This is a genomic window from Miniphocaeibacter sp. (genome assembly GCF_049276255.1).
Taxonomy (GTDB): Bacteria; Bacillota; Clostridia; order Tissierellales; family Peptoniphilaceae; genus Miniphocaeibacter.
Genome location: NZ_JBASWB010000074.1, coordinates 18,996 through 38,962, shown reverse-complemented (window position 1 = coordinate 38,962; position 19,967 = coordinate 18,996). Strand labels below are relative to the sequence as shown.

The 19,967-nt window shown below is 31.3% G+C and carries 17 protein-coding genes; all 17 read right to left on the bottom strand.

Annotated features, from left to right (window positions below):
- Positions 1 to 126, bottom strand: a 126-nt coding sequence (locus WAO56_RS10410) for a GTP-binding protein (RefSeq protein WP_422143540.1), incomplete at its 3' end; no start/stop codon positions are given.
- A gap of 14 nt (positions 127 to 140) precedes the next feature.
- On the bottom strand, positions 141 to 2,222 hold the full coding sequence (fusA, locus tag WAO56_RS10405; RefSeq protein ID WP_422143539.1) for an elongation factor G: 2,082 nt from the start codon (positions 2,220 to 2,222) through the stop codon (positions 141 to 143).
- 32 nt (positions 2,223 to 2,254) lie between these two features.
- Entirely contained in the window at positions 2,255 to 2,725 is a 471-nt protein-coding gene (gene rpsG, locus WAO56_RS10400) for a 30S ribosomal protein S7 (protein WP_422143538.1), read from the bottom strand.
- Positions 2,726 to 2,860: 135 nt separating this feature from the next.
- On the bottom strand, positions 2,861 to 3,271 hold the full coding sequence (gene rpsL, locus WAO56_RS10395) for a 30S ribosomal protein S12 (protein ID WP_243661429.1): 411 nt from the start codon (positions 3,269 to 3,271) through the stop codon (positions 2,861 to 2,863).
- Positions 3,272 to 4,024: 753 nt separating this feature from the next.
- Positions 4,025 to 5,371, bottom strand: coding sequence for a uracil-xanthine permease family protein (locus WAO56_RS10390; RefSeq protein ID WP_422143537.1), 1,347 nt, complete (start codon positions 5,369 to 5,371; stop codon positions 4,025 to 4,027).
- Positions 5,372 to 5,445: 74 nt separating this feature from the next.
- Positions 5,446 to 7,734, bottom strand: a complete 2,289-nt coding sequence (locus tag WAO56_RS10385; RefSeq protein WP_422143536.1) for a xanthine dehydrogenase family protein molybdopterin-binding subunit — start codon at positions 7,732 to 7,734, stop codon at positions 5,446 to 5,448.
- 1 nt (position 7,735) lies between these two features.
- Positions 7,736 to 8,518, bottom strand: coding sequence for an FAD binding domain-containing protein (locus tag WAO56_RS10380; protein ID WP_422143535.1), 783 nt, complete (start codon positions 8,516 to 8,518; stop codon positions 7,736 to 7,738).
- Entirely contained in the window at positions 8,515 to 9,000 is a 486-nt protein-coding gene (locus WAO56_RS10375) for a (2Fe-2S)-binding protein (protein ID WP_422146358.1), read from the bottom strand. Before WAO56_RS10375 ends, WAO56_RS10380 begins: the two co-directional genes overlap by 4 nt.
- Positions 8,984 to 10,384: an amidohydrolase family protein gene (locus WAO56_RS10370; RefSeq protein ID WP_422143533.1), complete on the bottom strand. Its 1,401-nt coding sequence runs from the start codon at positions 10,382 to 10,384 to the stop codon at positions 8,984 to 8,986. The genes WAO56_RS10375 and WAO56_RS10370 overlap by 17 nt, the downstream gene beginning before the upstream one ends.
- An 83-nt stretch (positions 10,385 to 10,467) precedes the next feature.
- Positions 10,468 to 11,811 carry a uracil-xanthine permease family protein gene (locus tag WAO56_RS10365; protein ID WP_422143532.1) on the bottom strand — a complete coding sequence of 448 codons (1,344 nt, stop codon included), beginning with the start codon at positions 11,809 to 11,811 and terminating at the stop codon, positions 10,468 to 10,470.
- A gap of 84 nt (positions 11,812 to 11,895) precedes the next feature.
- A complete protein-coding gene (locus WAO56_RS10360) occupies positions 11,896 to 12,567 on the bottom strand; it encodes a flavodoxin family protein (RefSeq protein WP_422143531.1) in 672 nt (223 codons plus the stop codon).
- On the bottom strand, positions 12,560 to 14,788 hold the full coding sequence (locus WAO56_RS10355) for a xanthine dehydrogenase family protein molybdopterin-binding subunit (RefSeq protein ID WP_422143530.1): 2,229 nt from the start codon (positions 14,786 to 14,788) through the stop codon (positions 12,560 to 12,562). The genes WAO56_RS10360 and WAO56_RS10355 overlap by 8 nt, the downstream gene beginning before the upstream one ends.
- A gap of 1 nt (position 14,789) precedes the next feature.
- Complete coding sequence (locus WAO56_RS10350) at positions 14,790 to 15,260, bottom strand: (2Fe-2S)-binding protein (RefSeq protein ID WP_422143529.1); 471 nt, start codon at positions 15,258 to 15,260, stop codon at positions 14,790 to 14,792.
- A gap of 34 nt (positions 15,261 to 15,294) precedes the next feature.
- On the bottom strand, positions 15,295 to 16,629 hold the full coding sequence (locus tag WAO56_RS10345; protein ID WP_422143528.1) for a dihydroorotase: 1,335 nt from the start codon (positions 16,627 to 16,629) through the stop codon (positions 15,295 to 15,297).
- A gap of 1 nt (position 16,630) precedes the next feature.
- Positions 16,631 to 17,599: a dipeptidase gene (locus WAO56_RS10340; protein WP_422143527.1), complete on the bottom strand. Its 969-nt coding sequence runs from the start codon at positions 17,597 to 17,599 to the stop codon at positions 16,631 to 16,633.
- A gap of 12 nt (positions 17,600 to 17,611) precedes the next feature.
- Positions 17,612 to 18,661, bottom strand: coding sequence for a 4Fe-4S binding protein (locus tag WAO56_RS10335; protein WP_422143526.1), 1,050 nt, complete (start codon positions 18,659 to 18,661; stop codon positions 17,612 to 17,614).
- Complete coding sequence (locus tag WAO56_RS10330) at positions 18,662 to 19,966, bottom strand: amidohydrolase family protein (RefSeq protein ID WP_422143525.1); 1,305 nt, start codon at positions 19,964 to 19,966, stop codon at positions 18,662 to 18,664.
- Position 19,967: the final 1 nt, after the last annotated feature.

Sequence of the window (19,967 nt, the reverse complement as noted above, 5' to 3'; positions counted from 1 at the left end):
ACTTCCAAATCTTTTATTTAATACTAGTGTTATTGCTGCTGTTGTTGTTGTTTTACCGTGGTCTACGTGACCTATTGTTCCTATATTTACGTGCGGTTTCGTTCTTTCAAATTTTTCTTTTCCCATTGATATCCTCCTGACTATTTATCTGTATTTTTATCGCCAAGTACTTCATCTGCAATTGAAGCAGGTACTTTTTCATAATGATCAAATTGCATTGAATAAGTTGCTCTACCTTGTGTATTTGAACGTAGATCTGTTGCATATCCAAACATTTCTGATAATGGTACATATGCATCTAAAATGTGAACTCCATTTTTAGGATCCATTCCTTGGATTTTACCCCTTCTTGAGTTTACATCTCCCATAACATCTCCTAAGTATTCATCAGGAGTAGTTATTTCAACTTTTTCCATAGGCTCTAATAGTGTAGGACCTGCTTTTGCAAGTGCTGCTCTTAAAGCCATTGAGCCAGCTATTTTAAATGCCATTTCTGATGAGTCAACATCATGGTATGATCCATCAAACAATGTAACTTTAATATCAAGTACTGGGTATCCACCTAAAATACCTGATTGTGCTGCTTCTTCAATACCGGCTTGAACTGATCCTATATACTCTTTAGGAATTGCCCCTCCAACTATTGCATTAACAAATTCAAAGCCTTTACCTGGTTCTTGAGGCTCAATTCTAATCTTAGCATGACCGTATTGTCCACGACCACCAGATTGTTTAACATATTTACCTTCTGCTTCTGCTTCTTTAGTAATTGATTCTCTATAGGATACTTGAGGATTACCAATATTAGCCTCAACTTTGAATTCTCTTAATAATCTATCAACTATTATTTCTAAGTGTAATTCTCCCATACCTGAAATTATAGTTTGTCCTGTTTCTTCATTTGTATGAGTTGTGAAAGTAGGATCTTCTTCAGATAATTTTTGTAATGCTACACTCATTTTTTCTTGAGAAGCTTTTGTTTTAGGTTCTATTGCTACGGAAATAACCGGTTCTGGGAATTCCATTTTTTCCAAAATAATTTGGTTATTAGAATCACATAAAGTATCTCCTGTTCCTGTGTCTTTAAGACCTACAGCTGCAGCTATATCCCCTGCATATACAGTTTCTATTTCTTCTCTCTTGTTAGCATGCATCATTAAGATACGTCCCATTCTCTCTCTTTTTCCCTTTGAAGAGTTGTAAACGTAACTACCAGCATCTAATTTACCAGAATAAACTCTGAAATAAGTCAATTTTCCAACGAACGGATCTGTAACTACCTTAAATGCTAAAGCAGCAAATGGTTCGTCATCACTTGATTTTCTTTCAATTTCTTCATCTGTATTTGGATCTGTACCTTTAATTGATGGTACATCTAGTGGTGAAGGCATGAAGTCAATAATTGCATCTAGTAAAGGTTGAACACCTTTGTTCTTGTATGCAGAACCACATAATACTGGGTTCATTGATAGATTAAGTGTAGCTGTCTTAATAGCTCTTTTAATTTCTTCTTCAGTTATTTCTTCACCTTCTAAATATTTCATCATAACATCTTCGTCATGATCTGCAATATTTTCAAGTAAATTATTTCTATATTCTTCTGCTAACTCTTTTAAGTCATCAGGTATTTCAGTAACGTCTATATCTGTTCCTAGGTCATTTTTATAAACTGTAGCTTTCATAGTTATTAAATCAACTACTCCTACGAATTTATCTTCACTTCCTATTGGAATTTCTATAGGTACAGGATTTGCTCCTAATTTATCTCTTATTGTTTTTATTGATTCAAAATAATCTGCTCCAGTAGCATCCATTTTATTTATAAAACAGATTCTTGGAACTCCATATTTATCCGCTTGTCTCCAAACAGTTTCAGATTGTGGTTCAACACCACTTTTAGCGTCAAATAGAGCTATAGCACTGTCTAAAACTCTTAATGACCTTTCTACTTCAACTGTAAAGTCAACGTGTCCTGGGGTATCAATAATATTGATTCTATTGCCTTTCCAGATACAAGTTGTTGCAGCCGATGTAATAGTGATACCTTTTTCTTGCTCTTGAACCATCCAGTCCATTTGAGCAGCACCATCGTGAGTATCACCTATTTTATGGATCTTACCAGTGTAATATAGTATACGCTCTGTAGTTGTTGTTTTACCAGCATCTATATGAGCCATTATACCTATATTTCTAGTATTGGCTAAAGAATATTCTCTTCCCATAAATATATTTTACTCCTTCCTAACTACAGAAACTAGAATCTGAAATGAGCAAATGCTTTATTAGCTTCTGCCATCTTATGAACGTCTTCTCTTTTCTTAACACTTGCACCAGTGTTATTTGAAGCGTCTAAGATTTCTTTTGCTAGTCTTTCAACCATAGTTTTTTCTCCTCTAGCTCTTGAATAAGTTGTTAACCATCTTAAGCCTAGAGTTTGTCTTCTTTCTGGTCTTACTTCAATTGGAACTTGATAGTTTGCACCACCAATTCTTCTAGATTTTACTTCCAATACTGGCATTATATTATTTAATGCTTTGTAAAATACTTCTAAAGCATCTTCACCAGATTTTTCTGCTACTTGTTCAAAAGCTTTATACACAATTCCTTGTGCAGTACCTTTTTTACCATCTAGCATTATATTATTTATTAGTTTAGTAACCACCTTATCGTTGTAAACTGGATCAGGCATTACCTCTCTTTTAGGCACATGTCCTTTTCTTGGCACTTTACTTCCCTCCTTACCATTTTAGTAGTTTCATTGGTACTCGACTTTCGTCGTTGTGCTCGAATGTATATATTAAAGTATAAATTACTGTATTTATCATATTAATTTTATTACATTAAAGCATCAATTAAAAAATTATTTAGGTTTTTTAGCTCCATATTTAGAACGTCCTTGCTTTCTATCAGCTACACCAGCTGTATCTAAAGCACCACGAACTATATGATAACGAACCCCTGGTAAGTCCTTTACTCTTCCACCTCTAATAAGTACAACACTATGTTCTTGTAGGTTGTGTCCTATTCCTGGTATATAAGCAGCAACTTCCATTCCATTTGTTAAACGAACTCTTGCTACCTTACGTAAAGCTGAGTTAGGTTTCTTAGGCGTTACTGTTCTTACAGCAGTACAAACCCCTCTTTTTTGTGGTGATCTAACTTCTGTTGTTCTTTTGTTTAAAGTATTGAAGTTAACACTTAAAGCTGGAGATTTTGACTTATAAGTTCTAGCGTGTCTACCTTGTTTTATCAATTGATTTATTGTTGGCATTATTCCACCTCCTTGAAAATTTTACATAAAAAAAGAAATGCACTAGCATTCTATTTTTTGCACTCATACATTCTATCACCTGAATATTGAAAAGTCAACTAATTTACGCCTTTTTATACATTAAAAAAACAAAATTTAATATTTTTATATTTTTAGTATATAAAAACTAAATATGCTAAAATAATATAAGAGAAAGACAAGGTGAAATACATGAAAAACAGTTTTTTGTATCAATATGATAAATTTAATTCCCATAAATTTATTAAATTTTCATTATCATTATTAATAATAGTTTTTTTATTCCTACCTTTAATAATACCTTTTATTCCTACAGGCTTTATTAACCAATATATTCCCTATTCCAATTTAGTTTTAAATTTATCTGGGAAATATATTTTTTTAATAGTACCCTATTTACTTCCTTTTATATGTCTTATTATGTTCTTATATTATAAGGATTATTATTTACTAAAAATATTTTCATTATTATTTTATGGTATCTCCTTATATTATCAATATATATCTGTAATGGATATTTATATTAATTCAGATTTAACTTTCTTAATCCTTAGATACATTGCTCCCAATATAATATTTATTCTATTGTTCATAATTTTAATGACTTTTAAAACTAGGGCCTTGAAAGCAAAAAAATAATTAAAATAATATAAAAGGTATTTTGATTTTTATTAATCAAAATACCTTTTGTATATATATTCTTAATTTATCTTATAAGCCTTATATAATAAGCTATTAATTTTTACCTTTTTTCAATAAGGTTCTCTCAATAACATAGAATAATCCCTGTAGGAATAAAGCTATTAAAGCTCCTAATACTACACTAGAATCCCCTATTACTGTTGCTAATGTTGTTGGAAAATACACTAACGCTTCTTTTGTTCCTGTTATACCAAGACTTGTTGCAATTGCTACTCCTGCAATTAACATATTTTTCTTAGTTAATTCTTCTTTTGTAAGAAGATTAACTCCTGCCATTGCAATTTGTGAAAATATAACTAATGTAGCCCCTCCAATTACACAAGAAGGCATTGAGGTAATTATTGAACCTATTTTAGGTGAAATACCACCTAATATTAAGAAAAATGCGGCTGTAGCTATTACAAATCTACTAACTACTTTATTTAAAGATACTATAGCTGCATTTTGACTAAATGCTGCTACAGGTATTGAATTTAGCAAAGATGCACAAATTGATCCTAATCCAACTCCCATAACTCCTGAGGATAATTCTTTTTCTGTTACATCTCTATCTAATCCACCTACTGTAGTCAATGTTAAATTCCCCATTAAATCCGCTACAGAAACTATGTATAGTAGTATAAACATAACTATTATATGAGGTTTAAACTCTATTCCAAAAGCTAAGGGTTTTGGTATAGATACCCATGCTGCCTCTTTCACTGCCGAAAAATCAACTAAACCTGCCATTGCAGATATTATAAATCCTACTATGATTCCAACTAAGATTGCAATATCCTTTACAATACCTCTACCATAATTTTGTAACACAATTATTATAAGTGCTACTATTAATCCTATTACAAAGTTTATAATATAACCATACTCAGGTGAATTTGCTCCTCCTGCTAGATTATTAATAGCTGTTGGAAATAGTCCTAAACCCATACATGTAATTATTGTACCTGAAATTATAGGAGTAAAAATCCTTCTAATTTTACTAACTATAAATAAACCAAAAAATATATGAAAAATTGCTCCTGCTATTTGACCACCTACCATAGCAGCCATTCCATATTCTTCAACTACTCCTAGACAACCACCTAAGAATAAATAACTAGTTCCCATTATTACAGGTAACCTAACTCCAAATTTATAACCCTTTACAAATGGTGGTGGATATAATTGAATTAATGTAGCAATTGCTGCTGCTAGCATTGCTCCCTGTACAAGCATTGTTGATTGGGCTTGACTTAGACCAAGAATTTGTGTAATTAACAATGCTGTAACGCTGTTACCAAAAACCATTGCAAATAAATGCTGCAAACCAAGAGGTACCGCTTCTCTTAACGGTGGAATCCCATTAAGATCAAACTTGGATTTATTCTTTTTATTAATCATATTTTCCCTCCAATTTTTGTATTTCCCAAATTATAATGAACCCTATATAGTTTTTCTAAATAAATAATTATCTCTTAATATTTCTTTATTTCTCTCATGCCCATAAATACTTTTTCTGGTGTTATTGGTAATTCCCTTCCTTGAAAGCCTACTGCATTACATATTGCATTTGCTATTGCTGGACTAGGAGTATGAACAACAGCTTCCCCTATTGATTTTGCTCCATAAGGACCTGTTGGTTCGTAATCGGACCTAAATTCAACAATAACCTCTCCAACATCAGATTTTATTGGAATATTGTAATGCATAAAATTATTTGTTAACAAATTACCTCGTTTGTTATATATAACATCTTCGTATAAGGCTAATCCTATACCCTGCATCAGCCCCCCTTCTGCTTGAACCTTTGCTAAATTTGGATTTATTATAGTTCCACAATCGGCCACTAACACAAATTTTATTAAATCCACCTTTCCTGTTAGTGTATCAACTTCAACTTCTGCAAAACCTGCCATAAATGGTCTTGGTTTTTCTCTAGATCCATAGGATGCTTTTACCATTATTTGGTCTGTGTTTTCTCCAATAAGAGACTCTCTGACTATTTCAGTTAATAAAACATACATTGTTTCATCTTTTTTATGCTTAATCCTATCTTTTTCCAATAATAAATCAGATTTTGCTAAACACATTTTTTTACTAGCAATTTCCAGTAACTTTTCCTTTAATTTTTCTCCTGCTCTAACTACTGCATTACCTGTAATATATGTTGTGCAAGAAGCGTAGGCCCCTGTCTCATATGGTGCTGTATTTGTATCACCTGTACAAATACTTATACTATCCATATCTGTATTTAAAGATTCTGCCGCTATTTGACACAAGACAGTTTCTGCTCCTGTTCCTAAATCTGAGGACCCAACCATTAACATATAGCTTCCATCTTCTTCAAGCCTTAAAATAACCGTTGCTGTATCCTGTCCTGCAATTCCTGAAGTATGAAGGGCTAAAGCTGCTCCTACTCCTCTGACTTTATTTTCTCCAACTTTGACTCTTGGAAATTTCTTATCCCATTCTATTAAATCCTTACCTCTCTTAATACATTCCTCTACATTAAAACTCCTCATTTTATGAGGTAAAATCCCACCTTCATCTCCTTTTCTTATTGTGTTTTTTAACAATAATTCTACTGGATCCATTTTTAATTCTCTGGCTAATTCATTCATAATTGAAGCCATTGCAAAAGTTCCTTGAGTTGTACCATATCCTCTTAGAGGGCCAGATGGTACCATATTTGTATATACAGATTTACCATTAAATCTTATTGCTGGAACTCTTGCATACATAGGAAGAACATTTTGTCCTGATTCCATAGTTACAGCAGCAGCATTTGAGCCATAAGCACCTGTATTACTTAAAACCTTCATATCTATGGCTTTTATATTTCCATTTTTATCGGCTCCTATTTTTATTCTAGTTATAATAGGATGACGTACACTAGTAGCCATAAACATTTCTTCCCTATCTAAAATTAACTTACTTGGTCTTTTTGTTTTATTGGTTACAAAAGCAACATAGGGTTCTGTAATAGCTAATTTTTTTCCACCAAAAGCTCCTCCTACTTTAGCTGCTTTTAATCGAACATTCTTTAATGGTACTCCTATAGCCTGTGCTGTTTGCCTTCTCATATGGGATATTGTTTGATTTCCAGAAATTATTGTTATTTTTCCCTTATTATCTATATATGCATAGGATCTATTAGTTTCCATACTACAATGTTGTTGAGCCTGTGTTCTATATTCTCTTTCTAAAATCACATCACAATCTTTAAACTCTTTATCTACATCACCTTCAGATAAGCTGAAATCGGAAACTAGATTTCTATTATTATCGTATTTTGTAAAGGGCTTTCCATGGTATCTCTTACCTTCATGAATTATAATTTCATTGTCCAGAGCTTTTTCCATATCTAAAATAGGTTCAAATACTTCATAATCAACTTTAATTAATTTTCTAGCCTTTTCTGCTATTCTTTCATCTTCTGCTACTACTATTGCCACTTCATCTCCTACAAATCTAACAATAGGTTCTAATAACACCCTATCGTGAGGTGACATTTCTGGGGCAGCTTCTCCCCCTTCCGAATATCTAATTTGTTCAACATCTTTATATGTATAAATATCTACTACTCCATCAAGGGATTTTGCTTTTTCTACATTTATATCTTTTATTTTTGCAAATGCATAAGGACTTCTTAAAATTTTTATACTCAAAACATTTTTTTGATTAATTAAATCATCTGTATAAATTGGTCTACCTGTTAGAATAGCTTCACTGTCTAGTTTCTTATAACTTTTACCTACTACCATATTAATCACCTATTCTTTCTTTCATCTTGGTAATCAATACTGCACACAAACCTTTTCTATATTCTTTAGTCCCCTTTACATTAGTGCCAAAGTTTAATTCTTCACAAGCAAGTTCCCTAATTTCCTCAATACTCTTATTTTCTGCTAAAGCTTTACTAGCTTTTTCTGCTATTTCTGCTTTTGTAGGTCTTGCTCCTATTGCTATTTTTGCAGTACCATCTTTCCCAATATACATAGCTCCATTTAAAATTGAAAAATCGCCAGAGGTTTTCCTAACATTTTCAAATACAGCCCTTCCATTTTTCTTTGGAATAATAATCTCTTTTAAAATATCTTTCTTATATTCTTTTTTTAAAAAATCCTTTAAATCAATAATCCCCTCAGAATGAAGATTAATTTTTGCATCTAAAACTAACAAACATGGTAACAAGTCTGAAAAACCATATTTAGAAAATATACCTGCACCAATTTGAGCCATATTTCTAAATTGAACCCCTACTATGCTACTAACACTTTCGCTTAATATTCCATTACAGTAATTCTTTAAAACTGTATTGGTTTCTATTTCCCTTAGTGTTGTTGTTGCACCTATTCTGATCTCCTCTTCTTCATCTTCTATGTAATTTAAATTAAGGTTCATTAAATCTATCCCTAATCCTATTGTTTTTGATCCCATCTTTATAAAAGCACAACCACCTAATATTTGGTTATTCTTTTTTTCTATTAATAAATCATATGCCTCTTCTATTGTATTTGGTGCAATATAGTTTTTTATTGTAATCATACGACTTCACTCCGTGTACTTCTTAACTCTAAATATTTTTTTATAGCCCTAATCTGTCCCTTATAGCCCGTACATCTACATAGGTTTCCATCTAAATAATGATATATTTCCTCTTCTGTAGGGTTGACTAACTCATTTTCCAAGGACATAACAGCCATTATTAAACCTGGAGCACAATAACCACACTGGTCAGCTCCTTCTTCAGCTAAAAAATCAACTAAAAATTTAGACCTTTCTCTCACTCCCTCTAGAGTTGCAATTGCCTTACCTTCCGCTCTTACTGTTAGATAAGTACATGATAAGATTATTTTCTCATCTAGTAAAACCCCACAAACTCCACATGAACTACTTTGACAACCTTCTTTTACACTTAAGTAACCTAATTTTCTTAATGTTTCTAACAAAAACTCATCTGGTCTTACATCTACTTCTATTAATTTTTTATTAATATTTAACTTCATATCATCACCTATTCCATTCATGTCCAGACATTCTATTTGTTATATTTCCTCTATTACATAAATCCTCTGCTGAATCCTGTATTTTTTTTAGAGTTTCTTCTTCGGAGTCAACAGTAAGGATTTTTCTATTTTCCATAACTATATTTCCATCTATAATAACTGTTTCTATATTCTCAACTCCAGAAGAGTATACTAAAGTTGAAACTGGATTATGCATAGGTATCGCTTTAGGATTTAACATTGGATTAAATACAAGTAAATCTGCTTTTTTCCCAACTTCAAGGGAACCTATTTCTTTATCTAGTCCAATGGCTTTCGCTCCATCTATTGTTGCCATTTCTAATACCTTTTCAGCCCTAATAGAAACTGGATCTAGAGTTTTTACTTTTTGCTGTAATGCTGTGATTTTCATAGTCTCAATAATGTCTTGAGAATTATTACTAGCAGCTCCATCAACTCCTAAGCCTACAGTAAGTCCCATATCTATCATTTTTGTAATTGGTGCAGTTCCTGAAGCTAAATACATATTACTTACAACATTATGAGATACTTTCATATTGTATTCTTTTGCTTTTAATAATTGATTATCATTTAAAACAACACAATGAACCATTAAAACATTTTCACCGTTAATACCTAGATCTATAAGAGTATCAAAATCATCTTTGCCATGAATTTTATTTGAAGCTATATTATTAAAATCTGTTTCTGATAGGTGAACAGCAAATAATCCATTATATTCATTTGTAATAGCGTAGACTCTTTTTAACATTTCATCTGTTGCTGCCCATACAGATGATGGAGAAGTACCTATTTGTATTCTTCCATTTTCAATATTATGATATTTGTCAAATAGTCTATACAAGTCTTCCTCTACAGTTTTTATATCTTGTGTAAGCTCCAAAGGTGTACCAAATTCATTACCTGTATTTATCATTCCTCTACCTATAATTCCTCTAATTTTTAAATCTTTATAGGCTTCAACTATACTATCTGTTAACTTAGGTTTACTATGAGTATGCATGTAGTCTACTGTTGTAGTTACTCCACTTTTTATAGCCTCTATGCCTCCAGATATTGCTCCGTAATACACATTATCCTCTGTAAGATATATAGCCGCTTGAAACATCATATCTGATAGCCAGTGATGTAATTCCATATCATCACCTAATCCTTTTAATAAGCTTTGAAATAGATGTGTATGGGTATTAATAAATCCTGGGAAAATAACTTTGCCCTCTGCATCTATTATCTTTTTTACATTAGAATACTTATTTATTAACGATTTACTATCACCAATATCTATAATCCTATTATCCTTTATTGCCAAAGCGCCTTTATATAATATTTCCCTTTTTGCATTAACCGTTACAATAATTCCATTTTTTATAAGAATATCTATCATTTTTATCTCCTGAAAATTTATTTAAAGAACAAATATTTATTTTCAAATAATAAGTATTTGTTCTTTAAAATCTAATTAATATTTTATTTTTCCTTCTTTTTTTCATTTTTGGGTAATACTAAATTCAATGTAAAAGCTACAAGGGCAGCTATTACAATTGGAGATTCACCAAATACCATTCTAATAATATCTGGAAAAGCTTTTAAACTATCAGGTACAGAAGTAATCCCCATCCCTAGAGCTAAACTTAATCCTACAATCGATATATTTCTAGGTGTTAGTTCATCATGTAGTATTAGTTGTAAACCGGTCATAGTTATCATTCCAAAAATACTTATTGTAGCTCCACCTAACACTGCTGTTGGTATTGTTGTCATTAAAGCACCAAATTTAGGAACAAAACCTGCCAACAACATAAAAATTGCTGCTAATGCTAAAACAAATCTACTAATTACTTTATTTAAAGATACTAGACCTACATTTTGACTATAGGATGAAGGTGGTAATCCTCCGAAAAATGATCCTAGTGAAGTAACAATACCGCTACCTATTATTCCTCGAGATAACTCAGTGTCTGTAGCTTTTCTTCCCATTCCTCCCATAGTTGTTCCTGATAAATCACCTATTGACTGTAGTGCATTTACTAAGCATAAAACCAACATGCTTATAATTGCAGGCCAATGAAAAGTCATTCCAAAATCACTTATTTTAGGAACAGATAATAAACTTGCACTAGATAATGATGAAAAATCAACTTTCCCCATTACTAATGCTAATATATAACCTACTGTTACTCCAACTATCATAGATGCTGATTTTATGTATCCTTTAAAAAAATTATTACATACAACTACAGTTACTAATGTAACTATCGCTAAAATCCAGTTTGAAAAATCTCCATAATTTGGACTTCCCAATCCTCCTGCCATGTAGTTTACAGCAATAGGATACAAGGACAGTCCTATAGTAGTTACTACTACTCCAGTTACAAGAGGAGGGAAAAATTTTAATATTCTTTTTCCCAATAAACCTATGAATATTGTAAATATACCACCAATTAACTGGGCTCCTAATATTCCATCTATCCCATATTTTGTACCTATTACAGATAATGTTGGAAGATAAGTAAATCCTACTCCAAAAATAATAGGCAATTTCGAACCAGTTTTTCCAATTGGATAAAGTTGTAATAGGGTAGCTATACCGGATACTATTAAGGCAGCTTGTACTAATAATGTAGTTTCTGTTTGACTTAACCCACAAATTTCCGCAACCATTCTTGGTAATGTTACCGTTCCTACAATCATTGCAAATATATGTTGTAAGGATAATGGCAAAGCTTTTATAAACGAAGGTTTACCATCTAATTTAAACAATTCTTCATCTAAACCTTCATAATCCATTTTTTTTGAATTGTCTTTATTCATTGTAATTTTCCTTTCATGAACTCATAATATTCTAATTTATAAAAATAATAGATCTAAGAAATAATTAATCAAAGATCAATAGTTTTAATGATCTCTTAATGGAGATTTACTATCATTTATTTCAAGATTAACCTTTTCTTTGTCCCATTTTTCCCTACCTGCTTTTGTAACTATAACCGCTTCTGTAAGTCCTTTTGCAAATCTTTCTACACTGTCAATTCCTACAGTATCGTCAATAGCCCCTTGTGCTTTTTGGTCTTTACTCCAAATAGTTCCTCCTATATAACAACCTCCTAAACCACCACTTACTAACATTTCATGCATTAAGAAGAAATTTATAATTGGTAATTTAGCAGTTTCTTCGCCTCCATATCTTGTTCCACCAGTGGTTATTGCCCCTCCAACTTTATTTTGTAAATGCCCTGAATATACCAGGTAAATTGGACGAAGTCTATTTAAAGCTGTAGCTAGTTGTGCTGTTATATTCATATCATAAACAGGAGAAGCTATTATTATTCCGTCTGCTTCTAAGATTTTAGCCTCTAATTCTTGTAAATCATCTTTGATTATACACATCGTTTTATTTCGTATACATGAATCACAATGGATACAATATCCAATTTTCTTTCCCCTAACAGTCCAATATTCTGTTTCAATATCAGGATAGCTTTCACACACTTCTAACGCTCTCTTTAATGCATATTCTGTTGAACCATTTTTTCTGGGACTTCCACATATTCCTAATATTTTAGCCATTTAAATCCTCCTTGTTTATTTTTATTGGTAATTTCTTTATTTCAATACCTGTTGCATCATATACTGCATTTAATATTGCAGGAGCTGCTGGTACTACTGCACATTCCCCTATACTTTTTCCACCATAAGGTCCTGTTTCTTCAAATCCCTTAACAAAGTGGGTTTTAATTTCCGGCATTTCATGTGCTCTAAACATTTTGTAGCTACCAAAACTATCGTTTGTCATATTTCCCTTGTCATCAAATACATAATCTTCTGTTAGGGCGTAACCTAATCCCATGTGTATTCCACCATCTAATTGGTTTGTTGCTGCTAAAGGATTTATTACTTTACCGGAATCATGACAGGCAGTATAGGAAATTACTTTTATTTTCCCAGTTTTCTCTTCTACTAAAACCTCTGCAAAATGAACTCCATAAGAAGTTATTCCAGCCTCAGATCTATGACTTTCAACTACTGTTATTTCAGCTTCTTTTTCTTTTTGAGAATAAACGGCTATATCTGAAAGAGAAATTTTTCTACTACTATCTGCTTGACTTACTACATAACCATTTTCTAAAACTAAATCTTTAGTCTTTAAAATTTCTTCTGCTAATTCAACTATCTTGCTCTTTAATTTTTCAGCAACTCTTTTTGCTGCTGCTCCTTCTACATATAAACCTCTACTTGCGTAATCACCTAAATTCCACGGTACTGCATCTGTATCTGCTTCAAGAGTTTCTACCTTGTCCGGAGTAATGCCTAATACCTCCGCTATCATTTGAGTCTGCAAGGTTACAGAACCATTTCCCATATCATGGACTCCCGTAAGTAGAGTTGTCGTTCCATCTTCATTTAATTTTAAGGCTAGGGATATATAATCTCTATGTGCTCCAAAGACACCATTGCCATGAGCCCCTATTGCCATCCCAACTCCATGTCTGTATCCTTTTTCTCCTACTATTTTTTTCTTTCTTTCCCATTCAAATATTTCACTACCTTCCTTAAGACAATCTAATATTCTCGGATTTCCTAAAGGAGAATTAAATCTTTGATCAACTCCATCTGGAAGTGCAGCATTTATTTTTTGCAATTCTACTAGATCAATATTTAAATCCCTCGCAATTTTACCCATTTGAGCTTGTTGTGCAAAAAATATTTGTGGTGAACCATAACCTCTCATTGCACCTGCAATAGGTATATTCGTATATACAGGTACTCCCCTAAATCTAAGATTTGGAATTTTATATACTTTATAGATCTTATGACTTAAAGCTCCTAAAACATTGTAACAACTTGATGCATAAGAACCTGTATTTAATAAAATATTAAAATCTTGTGCTACTATTTCCCCATTTTCCTTAACACCTGTTTTTATATACATTACTGCTGCATGTCTTGTCCTTGTCGATTTAAATACTTCTTTTCTTGTGAGGGTTACCTTTACTGGTTGCATCGTCATCTTAGATAAAATCGCCGCTACAGGTTCAATAGTCATTTCTAGTTTTCCACCAAATGATCCTCCTATAGACGGAGTTATCATCCTAATTTTATGTAATGGCATTTCTAAAATTTGAGACAATATTACTCTAAAAGCAAATACATTTTGGCAAGAACTATGAACTGTAAGCCTATTATCTATAGTATATTGGGCTATACATGTATGAGGTTCTAATGCACCATGATTAACAGGCTGTACTTCATATCTATCTTCATAGATTTTATAAGCCTGAGCAAATCCCTTTTCTACATCTCCTGCATTTGCTTTTATTTCATTTAATACATTTCCACCAGGATGTATTGGATAGGCATTTTCTTTAGCTGCTTCCTCTACATCAAATATAGGTGGCAATTCTTCATATTCAACTTTTATAAGATTTACAGCTTGTTCAGCTGCTTCCATAGTTTCAGCTGCAACTGCTGCAACCCTATCTCCGACAAATCTTACGTTTTTTGAAAATACAGTTTCTGTAAATGGTATATCATGATCATAAAATCTCAATGCACTATTGTATTTAATATGTGGGGTATTAAAGCATGTAGCTATTGCCTTTACGCCTTCAACCTTCATTGCCTCTGTAGTATCTATACTTTTAACTTTCCCATGGGCTATTGGAGAATATAAAATTTTACCATATAGCATATTGGGAAGTTTCATATCGTCTACATAGATTTTATGTCCTGTTGCCTTTAATACCGAATCTCTTATGGGATATCCCTTTCCAATAATTTTTTCTTTCACACTACACCCCTCCAAGTTTTTCAGCTGCTATTTTTACTGCTTCAACTATTTGCACATATCCTGTACATCTACACAAGTTCTCTCTAAAGGCAAATCTAATCTCTTCCTCTGTTGGATTTTTATTTTCATTTAATAAGGCCTTAGTTGTTAAAATCATAGCCGGTGTACAAAATCCACATTGAATAGCTCCCGCTTCAATAAAAGCTTCTTGTATTGGATGTAATTTATAGCCATCGGCTAATCCTTCTATTGTTTCTATTTTTGACTTCTGTAAATCAAAGCCTTTTACCCTACAAGATTTAATAGCTTTACCATCTATTATTACTTTACACGTACCACATGTTCCTGTTTCACATCCACATTTTGCTCCTGTTAAATTTAGTTTTTCTCTTAAAATATTCAGAAGGCTTTCATTTTTATCTCCTACAATTTTATAATTATTACCATTTACATTAAGATAATAATTTTCCATAAAAATCCCCCTTATAACTATTAGCTCTATATACTTATCTTTCTATAAATTTTCCCTTTAAGTCCTCTTCTAATATCTTTTCATTTTCCAATATTTTATTGCCTCTAATATAAACTGCATCAACAATATAATTTAATTCTCTATTATCATATATAGAATATTGACTATTTCCATGTATTTTTTTGAATTTCCAATTTTTCTTACTTAAAATTACAATATCGGCATCTTTACCTGCTTCTAATCTACCTTTGTTTTTTAAGTTAAAAATTTCAGACGGATTTGTTGATAATTTATCAATGACTTTAGTTATTTCCACATTTCTTTTTTCAGCTTCAGATAGGGTTACTAAAATCCTCTCCTCTATACCTGGAACTCCTCCAGCAATTTTTTTGTAATCCTCTATTCCAATTTTTTTATCTAAACTAAAGGGACAATGGTCTGTTGCTATAACATCTATATTTTCTTTTTCTATATTCCCCCATAGAAAATCTACATCTTCTTTTTTTCTCAATGGTGGTGAGCAAATATATTTTCCGCCATCTTCTCTATTGTAAACATCATCTACAAAAGTTAAGTACTGAACACAGGTTTCAACAAAGAGATTTCTATGTCCTTTTTCTTTTGCTCTGATTATATTTTCCAAACTCTCCTTTGAAGAAATATGAACAAAATACAACTTTGGATAACCTGTTATTTTCGAATAATAGATTAATCTTTCAACTGTTTCTGCCTCTGCTTCAACTGGTCTTGAAAGGGGAAAGTCAGAAACTCTATCTCCATGTAATTTTTCTGAATAGTTTATTATTTCTTCATTTTCACAATGTACACATACTGTAATATCTTCTTCTTTTGCAATTGTTAAAAGTTTTAAAATCCATTTATCTTCTAACTTCTCACCATAAACTGTATATATTTTTACACTTGATATTCCAAGATTTTTCAATTCTTTTAATTCGTCTAATGTTCTATTATCATTTTTAAAAGCCACGCCATGAAACGAATAATCTACATAAGACTTTTCAGCTTTTTTATGATAGTCACTAATTATATTTAAAATATTATTATTTTTATTTCCATAGGAAACATGGTCGACTATTGTCGTTGTTCCACCATATAGAGCAGCTTTACTTCCTGTTTTAAAATCATCTATGGTTATTAGTCCATCTCCCATATTGTGATCTAAATGGGTATGGGCATCTATTCCCCCTGGAATAATAAATTTATTTTCACAATTAATTACTTCTTTTTCTACAATATTTATACTATCTTCAACTTTTTCTATTTTTTCTCCACTTATTAAAATATCTTTTTTTACAAATTTCTTATTTAATGAATTATATACTAGTCCATTTTTTAATAAAGTCTTCATATTAACCCCAATAAAATTCCTGTATAAATCTCTCTACGTTTTTATAGGCAAATTTTTCAATTAATTCCATACTAAATCCCTTTAAATTTAAATAATTCATAAATTCTATAACCTTCTTTGGAGAATTAATACTATAATTTCCATTTATACCATCAAAATCTGTACCTAAGGCTATAGTGTCCTCTCCAGCAATTTTAAGAATATATTGTAAATGATTTTTATAGTCTTTAAATTCAGCTGTATTAGTTCCATTTGCAAAGGGTGGAAATACATTTAGTCCTATGACTCCACCTTTATTTGCAATGGCTTTTATTTGTTTATCATCTAAATTTCTTGAATGGTCTTGAACTCCTTTGGCATTAGAGTGAGTAGCCATAAAGGGATATTTTGAATACTTATAAACATCCCAAAAGCCACCATTGGATAAGTGAGAAACATCGATAATAATCCCTTTTTTATTCATTTCTTCTACAATTTTTATGCCAAAATCAGTTAAGCCTAAACTATCTTCTTTTTTGTTTTTTGAATGAGGATAACCTATTTTATTCTCATTGTTCCATAGTAATGTAACTAGAGAAATTCCCTTATTTTTTAATTTACCTACATCATCTATTTGTCTTATACATCTTCCATCTTCTATTGTTATAAATATCGATAGTTTGTTTTTGTTTTTTGCCTCAATATATTGTTTGTAATTCCTTACTATTTTTAATTTTTCTCTATATTTTTCCGAAGTTTTTTCTAGGAAGCCAATACATTTATCTATATAATCCCAGTCAGAAATTTCTCCTAGGCCAGGATTGTCTTCATAATCCTCATTGTATAAATAAATTGCCATAAATTGTGATTTTACTTTATTATCTAATAGTTTTTTTAAATTTATATCGGAATTTTCACCAAACATAAATTCTTCAACTTTTTCATCTTTTATATATTTAATAATTGTGTCACAATGAAGATCTATATACATATTTCACACCTTTTAATAAAATTCTAATGCTCTAGTTGGACATATTGATGAACATAAACCGCATTTTCTACATTTACTATTATCTAAATACATGTCTTCAGAAATCCTTCTTGCATCATATGCACAAACTATTTCGCATTTTTTACACTTTATACATTTATCTTTATTATATTTAAATTCTCCTACTATAGATTCGCTTTTTTTATGGATAAGACCTATTATATCCTCTAGTGATTTATAGTTATTATCAGTTAGCCACTTTTCAATTTGATCCGATAATTTTCCTATAACCTTTTCACCATATATTATTGGATAGGTACAAACTCCTACATAATTAGCCCCTGCCATAAAAACCTCTATGGCATTTTTATAGGACATTATCCCTCCTAGTCCTATAATAGGAATATTAATATTTTTTCTTACCTCATATATGTTATTAATATTAAAGGGAAGTATTGCTTCTCCTGTTAGCCATCCTTTAGATATATTTCCAAGTGTAGATAGTCCTGTTTCTATGTTAACTCTCATAGCCGGTCCAATTGAATCACTAATTGTTAAGGCATCAGCTCCATTTTTCTCCAGTGTTTTAGCAAGTTCTACCATATTTTTAACTCTTGAAGGTAGCTTTACTATAATCGGTATATTAACTCTTTTTTTTGTGTCTATTAACATTGGAAGTAAATCTTCTTCATTATAAGAAACCAACTCTAAAAAAGTTGCTCCTGCCTTTTCTAATCCCTCTACCATTAAACTAGTTTCCTCTACAGAATGACCACAAGAGGCTATTACAGGAATTTTGGATTTTTTTAATTCTGGAAGTTCTTTATTTATCCAAGTTTCGTAAGTATAGTCAGACCATAATTCATCATTTATTAAACTTTTATTTTCTGACATTTGCATATGTGGTATAGGATTTATTGCAGCTTCTAATTTTATGGTTTTTGTAACACAAAGTCCAGCTTTGTTTTTATGAAGTTTCTTTATTCCTTCAGCACTATATGTTAAGGGACCAGATCCAATAATTATTGGAGATTGTATTTTGCTTCCTAAAAAATCGTACATTTACTTTATACCTCCCCAAAATGAAGTTGCTAGTTCTTTTATTTCATATCTCATTTTGTCCTTTTCGTTCTCTATATCTTTACGATTATGCTTTTTGCCACTTATATATACATCTTTAATCATTCTTTTTTCGCCTTTAACTACAATTAAATCATATATATTTTCCCTGTTTAAAGGAGTTGAGAACATATCCTCTATAACAATGAAGTCAGCGTCATAGCCTTTTTCTAGTTTGCCTTGATTAAATCCTAAGGCCTTGGCTCCATTTTCTGTAGCCATTTTAAATACATCTTTAGCACTCATTACTTCTGTATTTTCTAAATTGGCTTTATGGATTAAAAATGCAAATCTCATTACTTCGAAGAAGTCATTAACATATCCATCTGTTCCTAAAGCAACATTTATACCCTTGTCTAGCATTTCTTGAACTGGTGCTATTCCTCCACCAACTTCACAATTACTAATAGGATTGTGAACTACATTACATTTTGATTTTTTTATTATATCTATTTCTTTAGAATCTACTTTTACACACTGAGACATTAGGGTATTCTCGTCTAAAACATTTAATTTATCTAAGTATTCTACTGGTGTTAAGCCAAAATTCTTTAATGTATAGTTTTTTTCATAGATACTTTCCGATAGATGAAACTGTAAAAAGGTATTATTTTCCCTAGCTAGTTTTTTAGCCTCTGTAATAAATTTTTTAGAACAGGTAAATGTTGTATGGGTACAGATACAACCCTTAATATTTTTGCTATTTTTTGTAGATTCTGTAAAGTTTTGATTTTGATTAAGACATTTTATTCCATTTTCCCAATTGATTCTTTCACTGGACTCTAGAGAAAGTATTGCCTTTAAACCAAATTCTTCTACAACCTCTGCCTGTGCTTCCAAAGTATCCTCTTCTGTTAACGGACCTTCAGCAGTATCACAAAAAGCTGTTACTCCTGAACTAATCATGTCTAAACATGAGGATTTTGTAGTTAGTACAAATTCTTTTTTTGTTAATCTATCCTCTATTAAAGGCCACCAAAACACCTTTAAAAAACCTTCAAAATCATTAAAGTTATCTAGCTTAGGTATTCCCCACGATAAAATTCCATATAGATGTGTATGGGCATTTGTAAAAGATGGCATTAGTATTGAATCTTCATAATCTATTATTTCAATATTGGCTAAGGAATTTGTTTCGGAAATATCTTCTAAAACTTTTTTAATTTTCCCCTTATCTATAAGAATTCCACCATCTTCTATAACCTTATTGTTACTGCTAACTATCCATTTAGATTTTACTAAATACAAA

Bases quoted from the DNA above. Each gene is read 5' to 3' on its own strand.
- WAO56_RS10380 (WP_422143535.1), bottom strand. From the start codon at position 8,518: ATGATTACAATAAAAAACTATATTGCACCAAATACAATAGAAGAGGCA.
- WAO56_RS10375 (WP_422146358.1), bottom strand. From the start codon at position 9,000: ATGAATGGAATAGGTGATGATATGAAGTTAAATATTAATAAAAAATTA.
- WAO56_RS10385 (WP_422143536.1), bottom strand. From the start codon at position 7,734: ATGGTAGTAGGTAAAAGTTATAAGAAACTAGACAGTGAAGCTATTCTA.
- rpsL (WP_243661429.1), bottom strand. From the start codon at position 3,271: ATGCCAACAATAAATCAATTGATAAAACAAGGTAGACACGCTAGAACT.
- WAO56_RS10360 (WP_422143531.1), bottom strand. From the start codon at position 12,567: ATGGCTAAAATATTAGGAATATGTGGAAGTCCCAGAAAAAATGGTTCA.
- fusA (WP_422143539.1), bottom strand. From the start codon at position 2,222: ATGGGAAGAGAATATTCTTTAGCCAATACTAGAAATATAGGTATAATG.
- WAO56_RS10335 (WP_422143526.1), bottom strand. From the start codon at position 18,661: ATGTACGATTTTTTAGGAAGCAAAATACAATCTCCAATAATTATTGGA.
- WAO56_RS10365 (WP_422143532.1), bottom strand. From the start codon at position 11,811: ATGAATAAAGACAATTCAAAAAAAATGGATTATGAAGGTTTAGATGAA.
- WAO56_RS10350 (WP_422143529.1), bottom strand. From the start codon at position 15,260: ATGGAAAATTATTATCTTAATGTAAATGGTAATAATTATAAAATTGTA.
- WAO56_RS10345 (WP_422143528.1), bottom strand. From the start codon at position 16,629: ATGAAGACTTTATTAAAAAATGGACTAGTATATAATTCATTAAATAAG.
- WAO56_RS10370 (WP_422143533.1), bottom strand. From the start codon at position 10,384: ATGATAGATATTCTTATAAAAAATGGAATTATTGTAACGGTTAATGCA.
- WAO56_RS10390 (WP_422143537.1), bottom strand. From the start codon at position 5,371: ATGATTAATAAAAAGAATAAATCCAAGTTTGATCTTAATGGGATTCCA.
- WAO56_RS10340 (WP_422143527.1), bottom strand. From the start codon at position 17,599: ATGTATATAGATCTTCATTGTGACACAATTATTAAATATATAAAAGAT.